Annotated in this window: 20 protein-coding genes and 1 tRNA gene; 13 read left to right on the top strand and 8 right to left on the bottom strand. The window is 67.0% G+C overall.

Annotation, left to right across the window (positions count from 1 at the left end):
* Positions 1-64 precede the first annotated feature (64 nt).
* Positions 65-1462: an MFS transporter gene (locus L2U69_RS04485; protein WP_236105353.1), complete on the top strand. Its 1398-nt coding sequence runs from the start codon at positions 65-67 to the stop codon at positions 1460-1462.
* A gap of 90 nt (positions 1463-1552) precedes the next feature.
* On the opposite strand, the gene L2U69_RS04480 is transcribed toward L2U69_RS04485, so the two are convergent.
* The 4 genes from L2U69_RS04480 to L2U69_RS04465 all read right to left on the bottom strand — a co-directional run bounded on the left by L2U69_RS04480 (position 1553) and on the right by L2U69_RS04465 (position 6141).
* Complete coding sequence (locus L2U69_RS04480; RefSeq protein ID WP_236105352.1) at positions 1553-2677, bottom strand: alpha/beta fold hydrolase; 1125 nt, start codon at positions 2675-2677, stop codon at positions 1553-1555.
* A 78-nt stretch (positions 2678-2755) separates the two neighbouring features.
* Positions 2756-3409: a cytochrome b/b6 domain-containing protein gene (locus L2U69_RS04475; RefSeq protein ID WP_236105351.1), complete on the bottom strand. Its 654-nt coding sequence runs from the start codon at positions 3407-3409 to the stop codon at positions 2756-2758.
* Positions 3402-5045: a tetrathionate reductase family octaheme c-type cytochrome gene (locus L2U69_RS04470; RefSeq protein WP_236105350.1), complete on the bottom strand. Its 1644-nt coding sequence runs from the start codon at positions 5043-5045 to the stop codon at positions 3402-3404. The genes L2U69_RS04475 and L2U69_RS04470 overlap by 8 nt, the downstream gene beginning before the upstream one ends.
* 202 nt (positions 5046-5247) lie before the next feature.
* Positions 5248-6141 (bottom strand): hydrogen peroxide-inducible genes activator, encoded by an 894-nt coding sequence (locus L2U69_RS04465; RefSeq protein ID WP_236105349.1) that lies wholly within the window; start codon positions 6139-6141, stop codon positions 5248-5250.
* Positions 6142-6342: 201 nt separating this feature from the next.
* Between L2U69_RS04465 and katG the strand changes: the two genes are divergently transcribed.
* Positions 6343-8517, top strand: coding sequence for a catalase/peroxidase HPI (gene katG / locus L2U69_RS04460; RefSeq protein ID WP_236105786.1), 2175 nt, complete (start codon positions 6343-6345; stop codon positions 8515-8517).
* Positions 8518-8587: 70 nt separating this feature from the next.
* Here the strand turns inward: katG and L2U69_RS04455 are convergent, their stop codons facing one another.
* Positions 8588-8767 (bottom strand): hypothetical protein, encoded by a 180-nt coding sequence (locus L2U69_RS04455; RefSeq protein ID WP_236105348.1) that lies wholly within the window; start codon positions 8765-8767, stop codon positions 8588-8590.
* Positions 8768-8788: 21 nt separating this feature from the next.
* Positions 8789-9223, bottom strand: a complete 435-nt coding sequence (locus tag L2U69_RS04450) for an MAPEG family protein (protein ID WP_236105347.1) — start codon at positions 9221-9223, stop codon at positions 8789-8791.
* Positions 9224-9321: 98 nt separating this feature from the next.
* Here L2U69_RS04450 and L2U69_RS04445 point away from each other — a divergent pair, with 98 nt between their 5' ends.
* The 6 genes from L2U69_RS04445 (at position 9322) to L2U69_RS04420 (ending at position 12380) form a co-directional block, all read left to right on the top strand.
* Positions 9322-9747 carry a helix-turn-helix domain-containing protein gene (locus L2U69_RS04445; protein WP_236105346.1) on the top strand — a complete coding sequence of 142 codons (426 nt, stop codon included), beginning with the start codon at positions 9322-9324 and terminating at the stop codon, positions 9745-9747.
* 650 nt (positions 9748-10397) lie between these two features.
* Positions 10398-10649 (top strand): hypothetical protein, encoded by a 252-nt coding sequence (locus L2U69_RS04440; protein ID WP_236105345.1) that lies wholly within the window; start codon positions 10398-10400, stop codon positions 10647-10649.
* On the top strand, positions 10646-11044 hold the full coding sequence (locus L2U69_RS04435) for a hypothetical protein (protein ID WP_236105344.1): 399 nt from the start codon (positions 10646-10648) through the stop codon (positions 11042-11044). Before L2U69_RS04440 ends, L2U69_RS04435 begins: the two co-directional genes overlap by 4 nt.
* Positions 11044-11214 (top strand): hypothetical protein, encoded by a 171-nt coding sequence (locus tag L2U69_RS04430; RefSeq protein WP_236105343.1) that lies wholly within the window; start codon positions 11044-11046, stop codon positions 11212-11214. Before L2U69_RS04435 ends, L2U69_RS04430 begins: the two co-directional genes overlap by 1 nt.
* 22 nt (positions 11215-11236) lie before the next feature.
* The gene (locus tag L2U69_RS04425) at positions 11237-11431 is read left to right on the top strand and encodes a hypothetical protein (protein ID WP_236105342.1); all 195 of its coding nucleotides are present in this window, start codon (positions 11237-11239) and stop codon (positions 11429-11431) included.
* 109 nt (positions 11432-11540) lie between these two features.
* Positions 11541-12380 (top strand): hypothetical protein, encoded by an 840-nt coding sequence (locus tag L2U69_RS04420; RefSeq protein WP_236105341.1) that lies wholly within the window; start codon positions 11541-11543, stop codon positions 12378-12380.
* A gap of 53 nt (positions 12381-12433) precedes the next feature.
* Here L2U69_RS04420 and L2U69_RS04415 read toward each other — a convergent pair.
* Both L2U69_RS04415 and L2U69_RS04410 read right to left on the bottom strand, forming a co-directional pair.
* Positions 12434-12523, bottom strand: a tRNA-Ser gene (locus L2U69_RS04415).
* Between the two features lie 61 nt (positions 12524-12584).
* Entirely contained in the window at positions 12585-13907 is a 1323-nt protein-coding gene (locus L2U69_RS04410) for an MmgE/PrpD family protein (protein ID WP_236105340.1), read from the bottom strand.
* A gap of 65 nt (positions 13908-13972) precedes the next feature.
* Here L2U69_RS04410 and L2U69_RS04405 point away from each other — a divergent pair, with 65 nt between their 5' ends.
* From L2U69_RS04405 to L2U69_RS04380, 5 genes are all read left to right on the top strand, one after another.
* The gene (locus tag L2U69_RS04405; protein WP_236105339.1) at positions 13973-15058 is read left to right on the top strand and encodes a lytic murein transglycosylase; all 1086 of its coding nucleotides are present in this window, start codon (positions 13973-13975) and stop codon (positions 15056-15058) included.
* 133 nt (positions 15059-15191) lie between these two features.
* On the top strand, positions 15192-16121 hold the full coding sequence (locus tag L2U69_RS19225) for a septal ring lytic transglycosylase RlpA family protein (protein ID WP_329605363.1): 930 nt from the start codon (positions 15192-15194) through the stop codon (positions 16119-16121).
* Positions 16122-16177: 56 nt separating this feature from the next.
* A complete protein-coding gene (locus L2U69_RS04390; RefSeq protein WP_236105338.1) occupies positions 16178-17332 on the top strand; it encodes a D-alanyl-D-alanine carboxypeptidase family protein in 1155 nt (384 codons plus the stop codon).
* Between the two features lie 30 nt (positions 17333-17362).
* Complete coding sequence (tmk, locus tag L2U69_RS04385) at positions 17363-17998, top strand: dTMP kinase (RefSeq protein ID WP_236105337.1); 636 nt, start codon at positions 17363-17365, stop codon at positions 17996-17998.
* A 4-nt stretch (positions 17999-18002) separates the two neighbouring features.
* Positions 18003-19133, top strand: a complete 1131-nt coding sequence (locus L2U69_RS04380) for a DNA polymerase III subunit delta' (RefSeq protein ID WP_236105336.1) — start codon at positions 18003-18005, stop codon at positions 19131-19133.
* Positions 19134-19141: the final 8 nt, after the last annotated feature.

Below are 19141 nucleotides of genomic sequence, written 5' to 3'. Positions count from 1 at the left end.
GTATTCCGCCCCTCCAAACGGCGACCTAGGTTTTCGGTGATGCCATCGATGGACGGAGGTCGACGTGAAGGCGGTCGTTGGAAAGGACGTGCAGGGGTCGGCGCGCTGGGCGCTTGCCAGCCTGGCTCTTTCGATGTTGCTGGCGTCCCTGGGCGTCAGCATCGCGAATGTCGCGCTGCCGGCCTTGAGCACGGCGTTTTCGGTGCCGTTGCAGGCCGTGCAATGGGTCGTTCTCGGCTATCTGCTGACGGTCACCGTGATGATCGTCGCGGCAGGGCGCCTTGGGGATGCCCTGGGGCACGGGCGGGTGCTTTCGGCGGGCCTGCTGCTGTTCACGGCGGCGTCGGCATTCTGCGCCGTGGCGCCCAGCCTCTGGCTGCTGGTCGCGGCGCGTGTGGCGCAGGGGCTCGGCGCGGCGGTCCTGATGGCGCTGACCGTCGCCCTGGTGCGCGAAGCCGTGCCGGCGTCCAGGACCGGCAGCGCCATGGGCTTGCTCGGCACCATGTCGGCCATCGGCACGGCGCTCGGGCCCTCCCTCGGCGGTCTGCTGCTGGCGGGGCCCGGCTGGCGGGCAATCTTTCTCGTCATGGTGCCGATGGGGGCGGCCAACGTCTTCCTCGCGCGGCGTTACCTGCCGGCCGGCGGCGGCCGGGTCGAGCGGCCGGGTTTCGACGGCCTGGGCACCGTGCTGCTCGGCGCGGCGCTGGCCGCCTATGCGCTCGCCATGACCGCCGGGACCGGCCGGTTCGTCACGATAGCGGCTCTGCTTCTGGCGGCCGCGATCTTCGCCCTCCTGTTCCATCGGGTCGAGATGCGGGCGGCGGCGGCGCTGATCCCTCCCGCCGTGTGGCGCGATCGGCGCCTCGGCGCCAGCCTCGCCGCGAATGCACTGGTCGCCACGGTGATGATGGCGACCCTGGTGGTCGGCCCCTTCTATCTCGCCCGCGGCCTGGGGCTGGGGGCGGCCACGGTCGGTCTCGTCATGTCGGTCGGTCCCGTGCTCTCGGCCTTCAGCGGCGTGCCGTCCGGGCGATTGGTCGATCGCCTTGGCGCGACGCGCGTGATCGTTCTCGGCCTCGGGCTGATGGCGTGCGGTGCCGCCGGTCTGGCGCTCCTGCCCGGCATGTTCGGTGTCGCCGGCTATGTCGGGGCGGTCGCCATCCTGACGCCGGGGTACCAATTGTTCCAGGCCGCCAACAATACGGCGGTCATGGCCGGGGCCGAGGGCGGCCTGCGCGGCGTGATCTCGGGCGTGCTCAGCCTGTCGCGCAACCTCGGACTGGTCAGCGGGGCATCGGCCATGGGCGCGGTCTTCGCCCTGGCGGCCGGCACCGGCGAGATGGCGACGGCCGAGCCCGATGCCGTCGCTTTCGGGATGCGCGTCACCTTTCTGATCGCGGCCGGGCTGATCGCCCTGGCGCTGGTGCCGGCTCTCCGCATCCGGCGCGGGCACGGTGGCTAGGGGGGCGTCGGGCGCGGGGCTGGGGGAGGGCACGCCCGCCGGGACCAATCGGCGGGAGACCCGCCACGTCGGCCGCCGCTTCGAGCCCGGTCAGCCGCGATCGTCGGCGAGCAGGCCCTTCAGCCGCAGGATCTCGCGGCCGATGACATCGAAGCGATGTTCCTCGACGAAATGGCCGACGCCGGGAAAACGATGGATGTGGCCGTTCAGCCGGGGCAGGGCTTCCAGCCATTGAAGCTGAACCTCGGCCTTGCCGCAGGGGTCCCACAGGCCGAAGAAGGCGACGGCGTCGATGGCGCGGTCGCGCCATTCGGGGACCAGATCGTTCTGGAGCCGCCGGTAGAAATCATGGTTGTCCTGCATGCCGTGGCGCGGGTCGCGATAGCGATAGCCGTGGCCCCAGACCCGCGTCTGCTTGACGTGGCGGCGTGATGCCCGCGCGTTGGCCTTGGGCGAGAAGGCGCGCTTGTAGAGCGTCTCTTCCGGGGTCAGGCGGCCGGTCATCGCCCGCCAGGCGAAATTCGGCACGTGGCGGCAGACGAAATCGAAGGGATTGCCGGGCGAGAACATGACCATGGGCGGCACGAAGCGCCACAGGCGGTCCGGCACGACATGGCCGAGATAGGTCCAGGGCAGCAATACGGGCACCGGAAAGCTTGTATAGACCGGGCCGGTCGCCGGCATCGGGAAGATCGTCGTGTTCATCAGCGCGAGGCCGGTCACGCGCTCCGGCTGGTCGAGGAAGGCGCCGGTGCCGATGGGCCCGCCCCAATCGTGGATGACCAGGGTGACGTCGCGGAGATCGAGCGCCGTCACCAGTCGCGCCAGATTGTCGGCGTGATGCATGTCGACCATCTCGAAATCCGCCTGGTCCGACAGGCCGAAGCCGATGTGGTCGACCGCGACGACACGGAAGGCGCCGGTCGCGGCCGCGCGCATGGTCGCGATGGTCGGGCCATAGGTCAGCGAGGATTCGGGATTGCCGTGGACGAAGAGGAAGGTCGCCCTTGGCGTCCCCTCGCCGAAGGTGGCGTCCCAGAAGAACAGCTTCTTGCCGCGGTCCTTGCCCGACGGCAGGACGTACCAGCGGCCCGTTCCCGGCGGACAATAATCCGCGGGCATGGGGGCGAGGGGACTGTTCCCCGGCGTCGTGGCGAAGACCGGGGCGGTGTCGCCGCCTTCGCCTGGCTGCCCTGCGGCCGTCCCGTCCGCCATGTTCCCACCTCTTTGCTGACGAGGGTCAAGGACTACGCCGGGTTGGCCGCGCGGCCAACCCCCGGAAGGAAGGGGCGCCTATTTCAGGCTGCAGGGCTTGTCGGCTTCGAGATAGGCCTCTTCCTCGGGCGTCAGGTCGATCGTGTCGAAGCCGGTGATCATCGGTGCCACGTGCTCGCGGAAGGAATGGCCGACGGTCAGCAGATAGACATGGGCGACGATGAAAGCCGCGATCACGAAGGCGGTGAAGACGTGGATGCCGGCGACGATCGCCAGATAGTCCGATGCCTCGGGCACGCCGTCCCAGAGCCCGTAGAGGAGATAGGCGAGGCCGCTGAGCCAGATCGCCGGGAACAGCACGAGCTTCAGGGCGAGATAGGTCAGCGCCTGAAGGGGATTGTGCTTGCGCCAATAGGCCTTGCGATAGGGATGATGCTCGCCCTTGAAGATGCCGAAGGCATAAAAGCGGGCGACGGCGAAGAGCCCGCGCGAGGTGGGCACGTAATGGCGCCAGGTGCCGGTGGTCAGATGCCAGAAGATGGCGAACAGCCACAGCACGATCAGGACGAGCGCGGCGCCGGTATGGACCGTCACCGCCGTCTCGAACGACGACAATCGATGCACCCCGCTGACCCGAAGTCCGGAAAACAGCAGGACGAAGATCAGCGCCATCTGGCTCCAGTGCCAGAAGCGTTCGAAGCGCGAATAGATCCGGACGACACGTTCAGTCATGGTGGGCCCTCCCGGTCAGCAGGCGCAGGGCGACATGAAGCATCACGCCGGCGAGCGTGCCGGCGAACAGCAGCAGGCCGAGCACGACGGGCAGGCCGAGGGGCCTGGTGCCCGGCACATAGACGCCGGGAAGCCCGTCGAGACGCCCGCCCTCGGCATGGCAGGCGTCGCAGGCCAGCGCCGCTTCGGCCGGTGCCACCATATGGGTGATGGGCCAGTAGTAATGGGTGTCGACGAAGCCGTATTCGCCGGAATAGGGCATGCCGGCCGCCTTCATCCCGGCCTCGATCGCCTTGCCCCAGTCGAAATTGGTCCAATAGGCGGTGTCGGTGGTCGGGCCCCAGACGTGGCTGTAGGCGAGCTTCGAATAGCCGGCGTCATAGGATTGGCGCCCGTCCATGCGCTTGAAGGGCCAGATGCGGCTGACGCCGTCGTCGCGCGCGCCCTCGAAGCTGTTGACCTCGACCACCTGGGCCGGGTCGATGGTCTGGTCGCCGGTGGTGAAGATCATCTGGCCGTCGAACCAGGCGTAATGGGGCACCACGTCCTCGCCCCATTCGAAATCGCCCTTGGTCGAGAGATAGGTGTGACGGTGCTGGCCGTCGCCCTGGGTATAGTCCTCGGTCGAGATCGGCTTGCCGTCCTCGAGGCGGCCGGCGGTGGACCAGTCCCACTTCATCTTGGTGGCGACGCCGCCGCGCGCGAATGTCGGGATGTGGCAGGTCTGGCAGGCCACGGTCCCGGCGTGGTCGTTCATCTTGACGCCGATCAGGCCGGAAGGGGTCAGGTCGGCGGGGTGGGGGGCTGCGCCGTGGCAGCTTTCGCAGGTCGCGACGTCGCGGCGCTGGCCGGGCAGGCCCGTGCCTTCCGGGTCGCTGGCCCGCATGGCATAGCGCGAGCCGGCCCACTTGTGGGAACGCGTCACGTGGCAGACGCTGCAGGCGAAGTTCAACCCGTCCGCGTCCATGTGGACGTCGACGGCGCGTGTCGGTTCCACCAGCACCGACGACAGGTCGCCATGTTTCACATTGTCGCCGCCGCCGCCGTAGAAATGGCACTGGCCGCAATTGTCGCGCCCCGGCAGGCCGACCCCGAGCGCCGCCGTTCTCAGGTCGACGGGCTTCGCCGGGGCGCCGGTGATGGTCTCGCCCCTGGTCGACATCGGGGGATGGCCCGCGCCGGTGGAGAGCTTGGCATAGGCGCCGGAACGGTCGTGGCAGACCAGGCAGTCGACGGCCGTCGACTGGCGCGGCGGCGGCCGATGCATGTCGGTCCAGCCATAGCCGGCGTGGCACGACGTGCAACGCGGTTCGTTACCGACGACATTGCCGCAGAAGGCGTTGATGACGTGCCGCTTGCCGAGCAATTGCCCGGTCGTGGGATGCGGGAATTCCCAGGTGTAGTGGATCGAATCCATCACATGGTCGGCGGCTTCGGTATGGCAGGTCAGGCAGGCCGCCGTCACCTCTGGCCCCGACTTGAAATCCTGTTGCAGGATCTCGAACAGGGAATGGTCGGCCGTGCTCGTACCCGGCGCGGCGGTGGTGCCGTCGGCTGGTTGGGCGAGGGCGGGGAACGACCCCAGCAGCAGAACGCCCATGAAGAAGCCGAGGCGCTTCGTCATCGCTCGTCTCATGTCTTCCTCCCGCCGGAGGCGGCGATTCCGCCTGGAATCGGGCTCCTACGGTTGCTCCGCGCTCACGTTCGGCCCATTGCGTTCGGCCTGTCGCGGTTGGAACATTAATAACATGAGATTTTAGGAAAATTGGTCCCAATCGCCGGCTGCGGCAGTTTGAAGCGCGCCATGGCCCGGTCGCCGCCGGCCGCCAGCGGAATCCTCAGTGCGCGCCGAAGCCGTTGGGGCGCCCGGCATGGCGGACGATCCCGGCGATTTCCTCGAATTGTTCCGCCAGGGGATTGGTCTTCCGCCAGACCATGCCGATGGTCCGCGCCGGGCGCGGCTGCGACAGGGGGACGACCGAGACGGCGGCGGAGCGGGTCTCGATCGTCACCGCCATTTCGGGGATCAGGGTGATGCCGATGCCGGCGCCGACCATCTGCACGAGGGTGGTCAGGCAGCTCCCCTCCATCAGGTCGCGGGAGCGCGACGGCGAGATCTTGCAGAATGAAATCGCCTGGTCGCGGAAGCAATGACCCTCCTCAAGGAGGAGAAGGCGCATTTCGCGTAGCTTGTCGGGGCCCGGCACCGGCCGCCCGGCGTCCTCCGCCGGCCGGACCAGCAGGAATTCCTCGTCGAACAGGGGCATTTCATGAAGAGACGGTTCGGAGATCGGCAGGGCGACGATGGCGGTGTCGAGCCGCCCAGCCGTCAGATCCTCGATCAGCTTCTGGGTCACCGCCTCGCGCGGGTGCAGGTCGACACCGGGATATTGCGCCATCAGGTCCTTGATCACCCGGGGCAGCAGATAGGGCGCCACGGTGGGGATGACGCCGATGCGCAGCCGTCCGGCCAGCGGACTGTTCGAGGCCCGCGCCAGGTCGCCCAATTCGTCGACGGCCTGAAGGATGCCGCGGACATGATCGGCGAAGGCTTCGCCGAGACTGGTCAGGCGGATCTGCTTGCCGCCGCGTTCGACCAGGGGCGCGCCCAGGATCTCCTCCAGTTCCTTCACCTGCAGGGACAGCGCCGGCTGGGAGATCGCGCAGGCTTCCGCCGCGCGCCCGAAATGGCCGTGCTGTGCCAGCGCTTCGAAATAACGCAGATGTTTCATGGAGATATTTATCATAAGCCCAGCATATCGTTCTCATTTGGAAAGGCAAATTTTCATTATTAGTTTTAGGTGATATCTGAATGATCGTAAGTCGCAGGTAGGCCGGTGACAACCGGTGGCTGCCTCGGCGGACCGGCGCGCAACGAGACGGTCGATTGTACGCGCCAAGAGGGAAGAGCGGCCAAGGATACGGAGGGTATGATGGATGGAAATGATCTGAAGTCGGCCGGCAAATGCCCGGTGATGCACGGCGCGACGACCCATGTCGGCCAGTCGGTGATGGACTGGTGGCCCAACGCCCTGAACCTGGACATCCTGCACCAGCACGACACCAAGACCAATCCGCTGGGCAAGGATTTCGATTACCGCGAGGCGCTGAAGTCCCTCGATGTGGAAGGCCTGAAGAAGGATCTCCATGCCCTCATGACCGACAGCCAGGACTGGTGGCCGGCCGACTGGGGTCACTACGGCGGCCTGATGATCCGCATGGCCTGGCACGCGGCGGGTTCCTATCGCATCGCCGACGGCCGTGGCGGCGGCGGCACCGGCAACCAGCGCTTCGCGCCCCTGAATTCCTGGCCCGACAACGTCAGCCTCGACAAGGCGCGGCGCCTGCTGTGGCCGATCAAGAAGAAATACGGCAATGCCGTGAGCTGGGCCGACCTGATCATCCTGGCCGGCACAATCGCCTATGAATCCATGGGTCTGAAGACCTTCGGCTTCGCCTTCGGCCGCGAGGACATCTGGCACCCCGAGAAGGACACCTATTGGGGCAGCGAGAAGGAATGGCTGGCGCCCAGCGACGGCCGCTACGGCAACCTCGACGATCCGACGACCATGGAAAATCCGCTGGCGGCGGTGCAGATGGGCCTGATCTACGTGAACCCCGAAGGGGTGAACGGCGTGCCGGACCCGATGAAGACCGCGGCCCAGGTGCGCGAGACCTTCGCCCGCATGGCCATGAACGACGAGGAGACGGTGGCGCTGACCGCCGGCGGCCACACCGTCGGCAAGACCCACGGCAACGGCGATGCCGCCCTGCTGGGCCCCGCGCCCGAGGCGGCGGACGTCGAGGAACAGGGCTTCGGCTGGGCCAACCCGAACCAGACCGGCAAGGGCCGCTGGGCCGTCACCTCCGGCCTCGAGGGCGCCTGGACCACCCATCCGACCAAATGGGACGGCGGCTTCTTCGAGATGCTGTTCAACCATGAATGGGAACTGCGCAAGAGCCCGGCCGGCGCTCACCAGTGGGAACCGGTGGACATCAAGGAGGAAGACCGCCCGGTCGACGTGGAGGATTTCTCGATCCGTCACAACCCCATGATGACCGACGCCGACATGGCCATGAAGGTGGACCCGATCTATCGCGAAATCTCGCTCCGCTTCATGAAGGACCAGGAATACTTCTCGGATACGTTCGCCCGCGCCTGGTTCAAGCTGACCCACCGCGACATGGGCCCGAAGGCGCGCTACTTCGGCCCGGACGTGCCGGCCGAGGATCTGATCTGGCAGGATCCGGTGCCCGCCGGCAGGACCGACTATGACGTCGGCGCGGTGAAGGCCAGGATCGCGGCGAGCGGTCTTTCCGTCGCCGAGATGGTCGCCACCGCCTGGGACAGCGCCCGGACCTTCCGCGGCTCCGACATGCGCGGCGGCGCCAATGGTGCCCGCCTGCGTCTGGCCCCGCAGAAGGATTGGGAAGGCAACGAGCCGGCGCGCCTCGCCAAGGTGCTGTCGGTGCTGGAGCCGATCGCGGCCGAGACCGGCGTCTCCGTCGCCGACGTCATCGTGCTGGCGGGCAATGTCGGCCTGGAACAGGCGATCAAGGCCGCCGACTTCGACGTCGCCGTGCCCTTCGCACCGGGTCGGGGCGACGCCACCGACGAGACGACCGATGGCGACAGCTTCGCGCCGCTGGAGCCGATCCACGACGGCTACCGCAACTGGCTGAAGAAGGACTATGTGGTGAAGCCCGAAGAGCTGATGCTGGACCGCACCCAGCTCATGGGCCTGACCGCGCCGGAAATGACCGCCCTGGTCGGCGGCATGCGGGTCCTCGGCACCAATGCGGGCGGCACCAGGCACGGCGTGTTCACCGATCGGGAAGGGGCCCTGACGAACGACTTCTTCGTCAACCTGACCGACATGGGGAATGCCTGGAAGCCCAAGGGCGACGGTACCTACGACATCGTCGACCGCAAGACCGGCGCGGCGAAATGGACCGCCACCCGCGTCGACCTCGTGTTCGGCTCCAACGCCATCCTGCGCGCCTATGCCGAGGTCTACGCCCAGGACGACGCCGGCGAGAAGTTCGTGAAGGACTTCGTCGCCGCCTGGACCAAGGTCATGAACGCCGACCGTTTCGACGTGGCGTGACAAGGCGCCGGCCTCCCCCCCGATGGGTGCGGGGGGAGGCCGGTTCCGGCGAAAGGCTCGCCGTTCGGGCCTATTTGCCGGGATGCAGATCCTCGACACGGAACAGCACGCCGCGCGCCGCCAGCCAGCGGGTGAAATCCTCCGTCTTGGCCTCGAGGGAACAGGTACCGGTCAGGCAGAAGGGATCCTTCGCATAATCCTCGCGAAGCGCGATCTGTTCCTTGTCCGAAAGCTCCGACCATGGACGCATGGGATCACCTCGTCCTTGGCGTCAAAGGGCGGCGATCAGGATCGCGACCATCGCGAACATGGCCAGGATCTGCACGAAATAGAAGCCGAAACGGGCATAGGCCGCGCCGTCGCTCGGCGCGAGGGCGATGTGGACGGTGCTCTGAGCCATGCGGGCGCCGAGGACGGTGAGGGCAAGCGTATCGAGGGCCGGTGCCGCCAGCCCCGCGCGATCGACCGCGAAGACGATGGCGAGAAAGACCGGCAGGTTCTCGATGCAATTCATATGCGCCCGCATCGCCCTGGGATAGACCCCCGTGCCGCCGTCCGGGTCGGCGGTCCATTGGCCGATGCGGGTTCGCCCGGTCAGGATGCGGCGCCAGCGATAGACACCGACGGTGCCGAACAGGATCAACAGGGTCCAGACGGCAAAGCCCAGAACGGCCAGGACGGGGATGGTCAGGACGGGGACGGTCATCGCGAGCCCTTGATTGCGGTCGATGGTGCCGACAGTAATGACCCAGCCGCCACCATCCGGCCCAGCGGCGAACTTTCCGAAGTGGAAAGGTGAGGGGGATGACCAAGTTGGATGACGGCGGGCCCGTGGCGGCCATGGAGGATGGCATGACGGCGGATCTCCGCCGGCGTGTCCGCGCCGAGGTCCAGGACCAGATCATCGAATGCCTCAACCGCTTCCACGCCCTCGAAAGCGCCATGTGGGGCAAGCCGGTCGATGCCCTGATCGTGCGGACCGTGGTCCAGGGCCGGCTGCAGAACCGGCCCTATGACCTGAGCGCGCTGGCCGCCGCGCTGGACCTGCCGATCGCCACCCTGCACCGGAAGACCGGCGGTCTGGTCGCCGCCGGCTTCCTGCGCCGCGAGCGCCGGGGCAAATCCGTCTATCTCGCCCCGACCGAGGCGGCCTGCGCCGCCTTCGACCGCGGCTTCGAAGACATGATCGCCGCCCTGCGTCGGCTCTACCGGGGCAGCGCGATTGATTGAGGGCGGGTGATCTTCCGTCTTCGATACCCGCCATGATGTTTTTTGGCGGCCCTATGTCGCGCAATCGTTCGCAATGCCCGCGCCCCCACCGACCCCGACCTCCATGTCGTCTTCGGGCGTCTCGATCCGTACAAGGTGGGATATGCCCTCGGGTCGGCCGGGCGCGGGGAGGTGGGGCGTCGGCCCGCAGCGCAATTACGCCATCGGCCGGGATGCGGGCAAGGCCGATGTCCAGGTCATGGTCCCGGCCGAGCTGCCCGCGTGATAGGCTTCTCCGGGACGCGCCATGAAACCGTGACGATCAACGCGTCCCCGGCCTCATGTCGCCGGATCAGCGGATCGTCACCACGGCGCCGTCGGTCGCGACGATTTCGGATCCGCCCGCCGACGGCCCTCCAGCCCGCCCCGATCGGACGAGATCAAGGGGGCTGGATGCCGCAAGAATGCCGGTACGCTCTTTGCCATCGTAAATTTCCTTTTCCGGCAATAGTTTATAAATGGTGTGTTCCCCGCAAGCGCGGGGATGAACCGATCACGATTTTCCGCACGCCGGGTGGGGGGGGGGCCGCAGGCGCGGGAATGAACCGTCGTGATTGGCGCACGACCATCTGAGGCTCCAGTGTTCCCCGCAGGCGCGGGGATGAACCGCGATGACGCCGCTTGCCCAACTCGACCCGGTGGCCTCGGCGCTGCGTTCGCAGATGGAACGGGTTGAGTTCGATTTCGACGCCACGGCCCCGGCTGCCCAACAGGTCGAACAGGTGCTCGCGGCGATGGCTGAGGGCAAGGTCGCCCCCCACGCGGGGAGGTCGATCATCGAGGCCATTGGCTCGCTCAGCGCCGTGCGGGCCGTCGAGATTCTGGAACAGCGCATTACCGCGCTGGAGGAGAAAGCGCCATGACACAGTGGTGGACCGGGATGGATCGCATGAATCGCCTGTATGTGCTGCCGGCTAGGCCCGGCGCCGTGGCTGTCAGGATCCTGCTCAGCGGCGGCAAGGCTTACGACGTCCACTTGGGCACGCTGAAAGAGAGCATGGCCCGAGCCCGCGAACTGGCGCTCGAACTCATGGAGCAGCAGGACCGGGCGAACGGCGATTGGGGCGGCGACATACGCCTTCAAAGCACGGCCACCTTGCTGCCGATTACGGCCTATGAGGCTGGCGCCGATGACCACGCCTTGATTGTGGCTACCTGCTTGGACGTCATTCGCGACTGCCCGGACTCTTCGGTCAGGCTCAAGGCGGCGCGACTCCTGGCCAACCTAAAGCCGGTCGCCGGCATCAGGAGTGCATAATGAACGAAAACAACCCGACGCCTCCAAACCCGCTGACCCCTCAAGAGCGGGCACGGCTGGTCGAACGCCACTTCGAGGTGAGGGAAGAGCGGCGCCGGATGACCGCCCTGAACCTGACCCTCGCAGTAGAGGTTGTTGGCCCTGCCTTGAAACGATCGAGCAAGGGCTGATTACATGGCAGGCGTCAGGGCCATGGCCTTGAAGGTGCGCCGGCTTGAACAGACAAGCTCGCCAGCATCGCTCATCGTGCTGGCCTATGGCAGCTTCGATGCCTTTGCCGCCCATGTGCAGATCGACATCGATGCCTGCAAGCTGGACCAGCGCGACATGGCCGCTGTGGTCAACGCTCTGAGGGGATGGGAGATTAATGGGGTGTGGCACGGCTGAGCTTCTAAATGTCATCGCAGCGCACGGCCATCGCGCATGGTGTAAGGGGCTATTGCGTTGCAACTTTTAGACATCGATACTCTTTGCCATGATGCAAATGTGGTGACGCATGACACTTGGAATGGTGTGGGTACGGGCCGTCGGCGGGATACGGGAGTTAATTATTGCATCTGATAGTCGTCTATCTGGCGGGCAATATTGGGATTCGAACCCAAAAATTATACTATTGCCGAGGACAGACGCCGTAATATCATTTGCGGGAAGCACATCCGATGCATATCCGTTAATATTGCAGGCTTATAATTCTATTAAAATGTACGAGCCGGCAGAAAATAGAGTCCTTGATCTTGCTGAATTGAAGGGTCATTTGCTTAGAATTTTTAATCATTCTAGAAAATTTATAACAGGTCTTCCTCGGGGGCAAAAATTACCGGATAAGCCGGAAGTCGAATTTATGCTAAGTGGGTATTCTTGGAGGGATAAAAATTTTAGAGCTTGGAAGCTTCACTACAACCAAACTATTGATAAATTCACATTTCGACCAATACATGAATGGAAAAGAGGTCAGGGGGGAAATTCTCATAAATTTATATCAATAATAGGCGATAAGGATGTTCGAAATGTTGCCAATGATATGATTATTTCCTTATTAAGGAAAAATGGAAAATTGACTTCCGGTTCATTTGATATGGAACCATTTGAAATTCTAAGGGATATAATAAGATGTAAAAAATACCAGAGCGTTGGCGGACCTGTTCAAATTGTTAAGATCTATGAACACGCAAATGCTGTTCCGGTTGGCGTCTATTGGCCAAATAAAGAAAGTGGCGTAATTTCTTTATTGGGGAGGCCATTGCTTGACTATGAAAAGAGTAGGTGGGGCGTAATTGATCCCGATGCGCCTACTCGGGCCTACCCTCCTGCTGACAAAAGCCGCACACCGGGCTAGCGCCTATTTGCAACTTGGCCGCCGCTTACATATGCCCATCACTATCAAAAGGCTGGCGGTTGGGGTGGGATTCGAACCCACGGACGGGTTGCCCCGTCGCTAGTTTTCAAGACTAGAGCCTTAAACCGCTCGGCCACCCAACCGTGGGCGTTCTTGTAGCCTCGGGGGCGCGGGCTTCGCAAGGAGGCTGTGGCGGCGTCGATCCTACGCAAGGCCGACCAGGGGGGCGAAGTCGGGGAGGGGGCCGTCGGCGGCGAAGGCGAGGATGCCGGCGGTGAGGCCCTTGGCGAGCGCGCGGCCGAAGCCGGCCTTGGCGAGCAGCATCTGGGCCTTTTCGATCAGGGCGTCGCGGCTCAGGGGGTTTTCCGGATCGCCGAGAGCGTGTTCGCGGGCGGCCGAAAGGTCGGTGCCGTCGGCGAGCGTCACCGTGACCGTGCTGCCCCAGGCGGTCGGATAGGCGGCCGTCTCGCGGTTGCCGGCGCGCAGGATGACTCGGGGGCGAAGCGTGGAGTGGCGTTCGCGCGCCGGCGCTTCGAAACTCTCGAAATCGATCCTGCCGTCGAGAAGCGCCGCCGAGACGCAGTGCTGGAGGGAGAATTTCGCCTCATAGGGCGTTGCCGGCGCCGGGCGGTCGCAGACGTCGATTGCGGCGGGATAGGCGGCGACGGTGATGGCGGCGATGTCCCGGCCCGCGATTTTGGGCGCCAGTTCGAGGGCGGCGTCGATCGCGGGGTGGGTGTGGCGGCACGAGGGCCAGGGCTTGATCGAGGTCTGGTGCAGGGCCCAGGGGGCCTCGGGCCCGGCCAGCACGGCGGCGGGATCGGCGTCCGGGCAGGCGGCGGCGAAGAAGCCCTTCTCGCCTTCGAGGATGCGGGGCGGGCCCGAGAAGCCGCGCGCCGCGAGATCGGCGGCGAGGACGCCGGCGGCGGCGGCATGGCCGGCATGGAGATGCTTGGTCATGGCGCCGGTCTCGAGAAACTGCCAGAGGCCGGACGACTGGCTGCCGGCATTGCCGAGGGCATCGACCATCTGGTCGCCGTTCAGGCCGAGCAGGCGGGCGCAGGCCGCCGCCGCGCCGAAGGGCCCGCAGGTCGCGGTATTGTGCCAGATCCGGTAATGCGCCGGGCCGACCGCCGCGCCGATCCGGCAGGCGGCCTCGAAGCCCCAGAGCACGGCATCGAGAAAGGCGTGGCCCGAGACCTCCAGCCGGGTCGCGAGCGCCAGCGCCGCCGGCACCACCACGCAGCCGGGATGGACCACGGAGGCGCGGTGCAGGTCGTCGACTTCGAGAATATGGGTGAGCGCGCCGAAGACGAAGGCGCGGCCGCCGGTATCGCGCGTCTCCGCCCCCGCCCAGTCGGTCAGCACGGCGCCCGCCTCGGTCGTTCGCCCGGCGAGCGCATTGGCGAGCGCGTCGAGGACGAAGAGCGCCGCCGCCGCGCGGTCCGCCGCCGTGATCGGCTTGGCGCGCAACAGCGTGTCGAGGTCGCGGGTGAGGGAAGGGCGTGGAGAAGCGGGCGTCGTCATCGGGTGTCACCATGGCCCTGTCGGCCCTTTCGTGGCAAACAGGATGTTGCAGCGATTCGAGCGAGATGATGAAGACCGTGACCGGCCTTTGGCGGCACAACCGCCGCACCCTTGTGCTTTCCCTCGTCCTGGCGCTGGGCGCCTGCGCCGGCGCGCCGTCGACCGCGCCGGCCCGGACCGCCACCGTGCCGGGCGCCGATGTGCCGATGCCGAGCCCGAAACCGGCCGCACCGCCCGCCGCCCCCGACCTGGACGCGGCGGGCTTCGCCATCTGGCTCGCGGCCTATAAGGCGGAGGCGCTGACCAAGGGCATCTCCCAGGCGACCCTGGACCGTGCCTTCGCCGGTGTGACGCCCCATCCCCGGGTGGTCGAACTGGACCGGCGCCAGCCGGAAGGCCGCGTCACCTTCAGTCGCTATTTCCAGAACACGGTGACCAGCGGCCGCATCACCAAGGGCCGCCAGCTCATGGCGGACAATGCCGGGGTGCTGGCCTCGGTCGCCGCGACCTATGGCGTGCCGGCCAAGGTCGTCGTGGCGCTCTGGGGCATCGAGACCAGTTTCGGCGCCAATCAGGGCGGTTTTTCCGTCATCCGCTCCCTGGCGACGCTGGCCTATGAGGGACGGCGCGCCGAATTCTTCCGGGGCGAGCTGACCAACGCCCTGCTGATCATGGAGCGCGAGGGCTTCAGCGCGGAGAAGATGATCGGCTCCTGGGCCGGGGCCATGGGGCAGAGCCAGTTCATGCCGTCCTCCTATCTGAAATGGGCGGTCGATTTCGACGGCGACGGCCACCGCGACATCTGGTCGACCAGGGCCGACGTCTTCGCCTCAGCCGCCAACTACCTGAAGCAGAACGGCTGGGTGGCGGGCGAGCATTGGGGCCGGCCGGTCGCCATTCCCGCCGGCCTGCCGCGCGACCTCGTCACCCTCGATACCCGCCGCAGCCTCGCCGAATGGCAGGCGCTGGGGGTGCGCCGGGCCGACGGCGGCGATCTGCCGGCTGTGGATATGACCGCCTCCCTGATCAATCCGGGGGACGAGGGGCGCTATTGGCTGGTCTACGAGAATTTCCGCGTCATCATGCGCTGGAACCGCTCGACCTATTTCGCCATGTCGGTGCTGTCGCTGGCGGATTCGATCGGACCCTGAGCCGAAAGCGAGAGGGCGAATTCGCGAAGATGTTGAGGGGGTCTGCACAAGAGACGCCAAATGCGGTAGGCAGGGAGCGTATCTGTCCTTCGATGTCCCGAATCTCCCCGCCGCCAGCCGGAGCGCCCATCTGATGTCCGCCGTGCCCCTTCGCCCGATCATGCTGGTCTTGGCGCTCGCGCTCACCCTTGGTGCCTGCGCCCGGACGAAGGAGCAGGAGCAGACCACCCGGCCCGGCGTGGTCGAGGCGACCCTGCGGCCCTATCAGATCAAGGGCGTCTGGTATTATCCGCGCATCGACTGGTCCTATGACGAGACCGGCATCGCGTCCTGGTACGGCGAGCCGTTCCACGGCCGCAAGACCGCGATCGGCGAAATCTACGACATGAACGAGATGACGGCGGCCCATAAGACGCTGCAACTGCCGGTCGACGTGAAGGTGACCAATCTCGAGAACGGCCGCTCCATCATGGTGCGGGTGAACGACCGCGGGCCCTTCGTCAACGGCCGCATCATCGACCTGTCGCGCCGGGCCGCCCAATTGCTGGGCTTCCAGAACCAGGGCACCGCGCGCGTCCGCGTCCAGGTGGTCGACGATCAGGGCCGGCCGGGCGTCAGCACCCTGCCGGTGCCGACCACCACGCCGGAGGAGAGGACCGCCGCCGCCGCCGCCCCCGTGGGCGAGGTCACGGCCCGGCCGCTGGAGCCGCCGCCGGGCGCGCGCGGCACCGGCGGCGTGCCGGCTGCCCCGAAGCCGACGCCGGCGCCGACCCCTGTCCACACCGTGCCGAGCACGCCGCCGCCCGCCGTGGTCACCCAGGGCGCGGCCCGGCCGACGGCGATCTATATCCAGGCCGGCGCCTTCCTGAACGTCGCCTATGCGGAACGGCTGCGGGCGAAACTGTCGCGCTACGGCCGCAGCTTCATCACCAGGGCGACGGTGGACGGCCAATTGTTCTATCGTGTGCGGGTCGGTCCGCTGCGCGACGTGAACGAGGCCGACATCGTCCTCGATCAGATCATCGCCTCGGGCGAGACCGGCGCCCGAATCCTCGTCGAGTAACCCAGTCCGTGTCGGGTGATCCAACTCGCCGGACCAGATCAACGGAGAACCGACCCATGTCGCGCCTTTCCGCCCGCCTGCTTCTGCTCGCCGCCTTCTGCGCCGCCCTGCTGGCCGGTCCCGCCGGCCCCGCGCGCGCCGAGGCCCTGGAGACGCCGGGCCGGGAGGTGATCCTGGTCGATCTCTCGACCGACACCATCCTGTTCGAGAAGAACGCCGACGAACTGATGGTGCCGTCGTCGATGACCAAGCTGATGACGCTCTATATCCTGTTCGAGAAGCTGGCCAAGGGCGCCATCTCGATGGAGGACACGCTGCCGGTCTCGGAAAAGGCCTGGCGCATGGGCGGGTCCAAGATGTTCGTCCATGTCGGCAGCCGGGTCTCGGTCTCGGACCTGCTGCGCGGCATCATCGTCCAGTCCGGCAACGATGCCTGCATCGTCGTCGCCGAGGGCCTGGCCTCGACCGAGGAAGCCTTCGCCGCCCAGATGACCGTGAAGGGCAAGGAAATCGGCCTGAAGAGCAGCACCTTCCGCAATGCCAGCGGCTGGCCGGACCCGCAGCACCGCATGACGGCGCGCGATCTCGCCACCCTGGCGGAGCGGATCATCAAGGAATTCCCGCAGTATTACCCGCTCTTCGCCGAAACCAGCTTCACCTATTCCGACATCACCCAGGCCAATCGCGATCCCCTGCTGGGCGTGGTGCCGGGCGCGGACGGGCTGAAGACCGGTCATACGGACGAGGGCGGCTATGGCCTCGTCGGCTCCGCCATCCGCGACGGACGGCGCCTGCTGCTGGTCATCAACGGCCTGACCTCGACCCAGGAACGGGCCCATGAATCCGCCCGCATCATCGAATGGGGCTTCCGCGAGTTCCAGACCTACACCATGGCCAAGAAGGGCGACGTCCTGGCCGAGGCCAGCGTCTGGCAGGGCGAGGAAGAGACCGTGCCCCTGACCGTGGCCGCCGACGCCGACGTCACCCTGCGCCGGGTCGATCGCGCGCGCATGGTGGTGAAGGCGGTCTACGACGGGCCGGTGCCGGCGCCGATCGCGGCGGGCGATCCGATCGCCCATCTCGAAATCTCGGCCCCGGACATGCCCATGATCACCGTGCCGCTGGTCGCCGCCGCCTCGGTCGAGCGTCAGGGTGTGTTCGGGCGCATCATCACCTCGCTGCGCTATCTCGTCTCGGGCGAGGCCGGTTGATCCCGTGACCGGATCGACCGGACCACGGGGATGAGCGGCCGCTTCATCGTTCTCGAGGGCGGCGAGGGCTCGGGCAAGACCGGCACAATCGCCTTCCTCGCCGAGGCGCTGCGCGCGCGCGGTCATGCCGTGACCGCCACGCGCGAGCCCGGCGGCACGCCCGAAGGGGCGGCGCTGCGTCGCCTGCTGCTGTCGGACAAGGGCCATGCCTGGACGGCGGAGGCCGAACTCCTCTTGATGACGGCGGATCGCGTGCAGCATGTCGAGCGGGTGGTGCGGCCGGCGCTGGCGCGGGGCGAGATCGTGATCAGCGATCGCTATGTCGGCTCCACCATCGCCTATCAGGGGGCGGGGCGGGGGCTCGACGTCGATCTGATCCTCGAAGTACATGCCCGCCTGCTGCACGACTTCTGGCCGGATCTCTCCCTCTATCTCGACGTGGCGCCCGAGACCGGCCTCGCCCGGAGCCGCGCCCGCCTGCAGGGCCAGGGGGTGGACGAGGGCCGCTTCGAAGGTCTCGACCTCGAATTCCATCGCCGTGTCAGGCAATCCTTCCTCGATCAGGCGGGGCGCGCCGGGCGTTTCGCCCGGGTGATCGACGCCGGGCAGGCGGCCGATGCCGTGCAGGCGGCGGCGCTGGCTGCCGTCCTCGACCTGTTGGGCTGAGATCATGGCCAAGGGAAATGGGGCGAAGGGGGATACGCCGTCCATCGCCGCGCCGCCGCCGCGCGAGAGCGCGGATCTGATCGGCCATGGCGAGGCGGAGACGGCGATCCTCGACGCGATCGCGGGCGGCAAGCTGCATCACGCCTGGCTGATCACCGGCCCGCGCGGCATCGGCAAGGCGACCCTGGCCTATCGCTTCGCGCGCCATCTCTTCGCCCATGGCCTGGAAGCGGGGGCCGCCGACATGTTCGGCGGATCGCGCGACATGGCCATGTCGCCCGAGGATCCGCTGTTCCGGCGCATCGCCGCCGGCGGCCATCCCGACCTTCTGGTGCTGGAACGCGAGGAGAACCCCCGCACCAAGGCGCTGCGCGACGAGATCGTGGTCGATCAGGTGCGTGACCTCGCCGGTTTCTTCGCCATGACCCCGGCCGAGGGCGGCTTTCGCATCGCCGTCATCGACGCGGTCGACGAGATGAACCGCAATGCCGCCAACGCCCTCCTGAAGCTGCTGGAGGAACCGCCGCCGCGCAGCGTGATCCTGCTGGTCGCCCATGCACCGGGGCGGCTGCTGCCCACCATCCGCTCGCGCTGCCGGCGCCTCGCGCTCCGCCCGCTGGCGGAGGCGGATGTCGCCGCCATCGTCACCCGCCTCGCGCCCGAGGTGCCGGCAGGGGACGTGCGCGGCCTGTGCCGGCTGGCGGACGGCAGCCCGGGGCGGGCGCTGGCGCTCGCCGCCGCCGGCGGGCTGAACCAGTATCGGGCGCTGGCCGACATGCTGGCGCCGCTGGCCCGGCGCCAGGGCCTCGATCTGAAGGCGGTCAATGCGCTGGCGGACCGCTTCGCCGGGCGCGAGGGCGGCGACCTGTTCCGCCTGACCTTCGAACTGATCGGCCTCTATCTGGTGCGCATGCTGCGCCTCGCCGCCACCGGCTCGATCGACGAGGCGATGACCGGCGAGGGGGCGGGGATGCGGGCGCTGGCGGGGTCCGCACGGCTTGAACGCTGGGGCGAGGTATGGGAGAAGATCAACGCCTTGGCCGCCCGCGCCGAGGCGGTCAATCTCGACCGCAGGCAAGTCCTCGTCGCGGCGCTCGGCACGATCGAACGCTGCGCCCGGGCTTCCGCTGCCTGAGGATGGCG

Source organism: Zavarzinia marina, assembly GCF_021568905.1.
Taxonomy (GTDB): domain Bacteria; phylum Pseudomonadota; class Alphaproteobacteria; order Zavarziniales; family Zavarziniaceae; genus Zavarzinia; species Zavarzinia marina.
Note: the sequence above shows the minus strand (reverse complement) of the source record. Positions and strands in the feature narration are given on the sequence as shown.

Bases quoted from the DNA above. Each gene is read 5' to 3' on its own strand.
- L2U69_RS04480 (WP_236105352.1), bottom strand. From the start codon at position 2,677: ATGGCGGACGGGACGGCCGCAGGGCAGCCAGGCGAAGGCGGCGACACC.
- L2U69_RS04475 (WP_236105351.1), bottom strand. From the start codon at position 3,409: ATGACTGAACGTGTCGTCCGGATCTATTCGCGCTTCGAACGCTTCTGG.
- L2U69_RS04470 (WP_236105350.1), bottom strand. From the start codon at position 5,045: ATGAGACGAGCGATGACGAAGCGCCTCGGCTTCTTCATGGGCGTTCTG.
- L2U69_RS04465 (WP_236105349.1), bottom strand. From the start codon at position 6,141: ATGAAACATCTGCGTTATTTCGAAGCGCTGGCACAGCACGGCCATTTC.
- katG (WP_236105786.1), top strand. From the start codon at position 6,343: ATGGATGGAAATGATCTGAAGTCGGCCGGCAAATGCCCGGTGATGCAC.
- L2U69_RS04455 (WP_236105348.1), bottom strand. From the start codon at position 8,767: ATGCGTCCATGGTCGGAGCTTTCGGACAAGGAACAGATCGCGCTTCGC.
- L2U69_RS04450 (WP_236105347.1), bottom strand. From the start codon at position 9,223: ATGACCGTCCCCGTCCTGACCATCCCCGTCCTGGCCGTTCTGGGCTTT.
- L2U69_RS04445 (WP_236105346.1), top strand. From the start codon at position 9,322: ATGACCAAGTTGGATGACGGCGGGCCCGTGGCGGCCATGGAGGATGGC.
- L2U69_RS04440 (WP_236105345.1), top strand. From the start codon at position 10,398: ATGACGCCGCTTGCCCAACTCGACCCGGTGGCCTCGGCGCTGCGTTCG.
- L2U69_RS04435 (WP_236105344.1), top strand. From the start codon at position 10,646: ATGACACAGTGGTGGACCGGGATGGATCGCATGAATCGCCTGTATGTG.
- L2U69_RS04430 (WP_236105343.1), top strand. From the start codon at position 11,044: ATGAACGAAAACAACCCGACGCCTCCAAACCCGCTGACCCCTCAAGAG.
- L2U69_RS04425 (WP_236105342.1), top strand. From the start codon at position 11,237: ATGGCCTTGAAGGTGCGCCGGCTTGAACAGACAAGCTCGCCAGCATCG.
- L2U69_RS04420 (WP_236105341.1), top strand. From the start codon at position 11,541: ATGACACTTGGAATGGTGTGGGTACGGGCCGTCGGCGGGATACGGGAG.
- L2U69_RS04410 (WP_236105340.1), bottom strand. From the start codon at position 13,907: ATGACGACGCCCGCTTCTCCACGCCCTTCCCTCACCCGCGACCTCGAC.
- L2U69_RS04405 (WP_236105339.1), top strand. From the start codon at position 13,973: ATGATGAAGACCGTGACCGGCCTTTGGCGGCACAACCGCCGCACCCTT.
- L2U69_RS19225 (WP_329605363.1), top strand. From the start codon at position 15,192: ATGTCCGCCGTGCCCCTTCGCCCGATCATGCTGGTCTTGGCGCTCGCG.
- L2U69_RS04390 (WP_236105338.1), top strand. From the start codon at position 16,178: ATGTCGCGCCTTTCCGCCCGCCTGCTTCTGCTCGCCGCCTTCTGCGCC.
- tmk (WP_236105337.1), top strand. From the start codon at position 17,363: ATGAGCGGCCGCTTCATCGTTCTCGAGGGCGGCGAGGGCTCGGGCAAG.
- L2U69_RS04380 (WP_236105336.1), top strand. From the start codon at position 18,003: ATGGCCAAGGGAAATGGGGCGAAGGGGGATACGCCGTCCATCGCCGCG.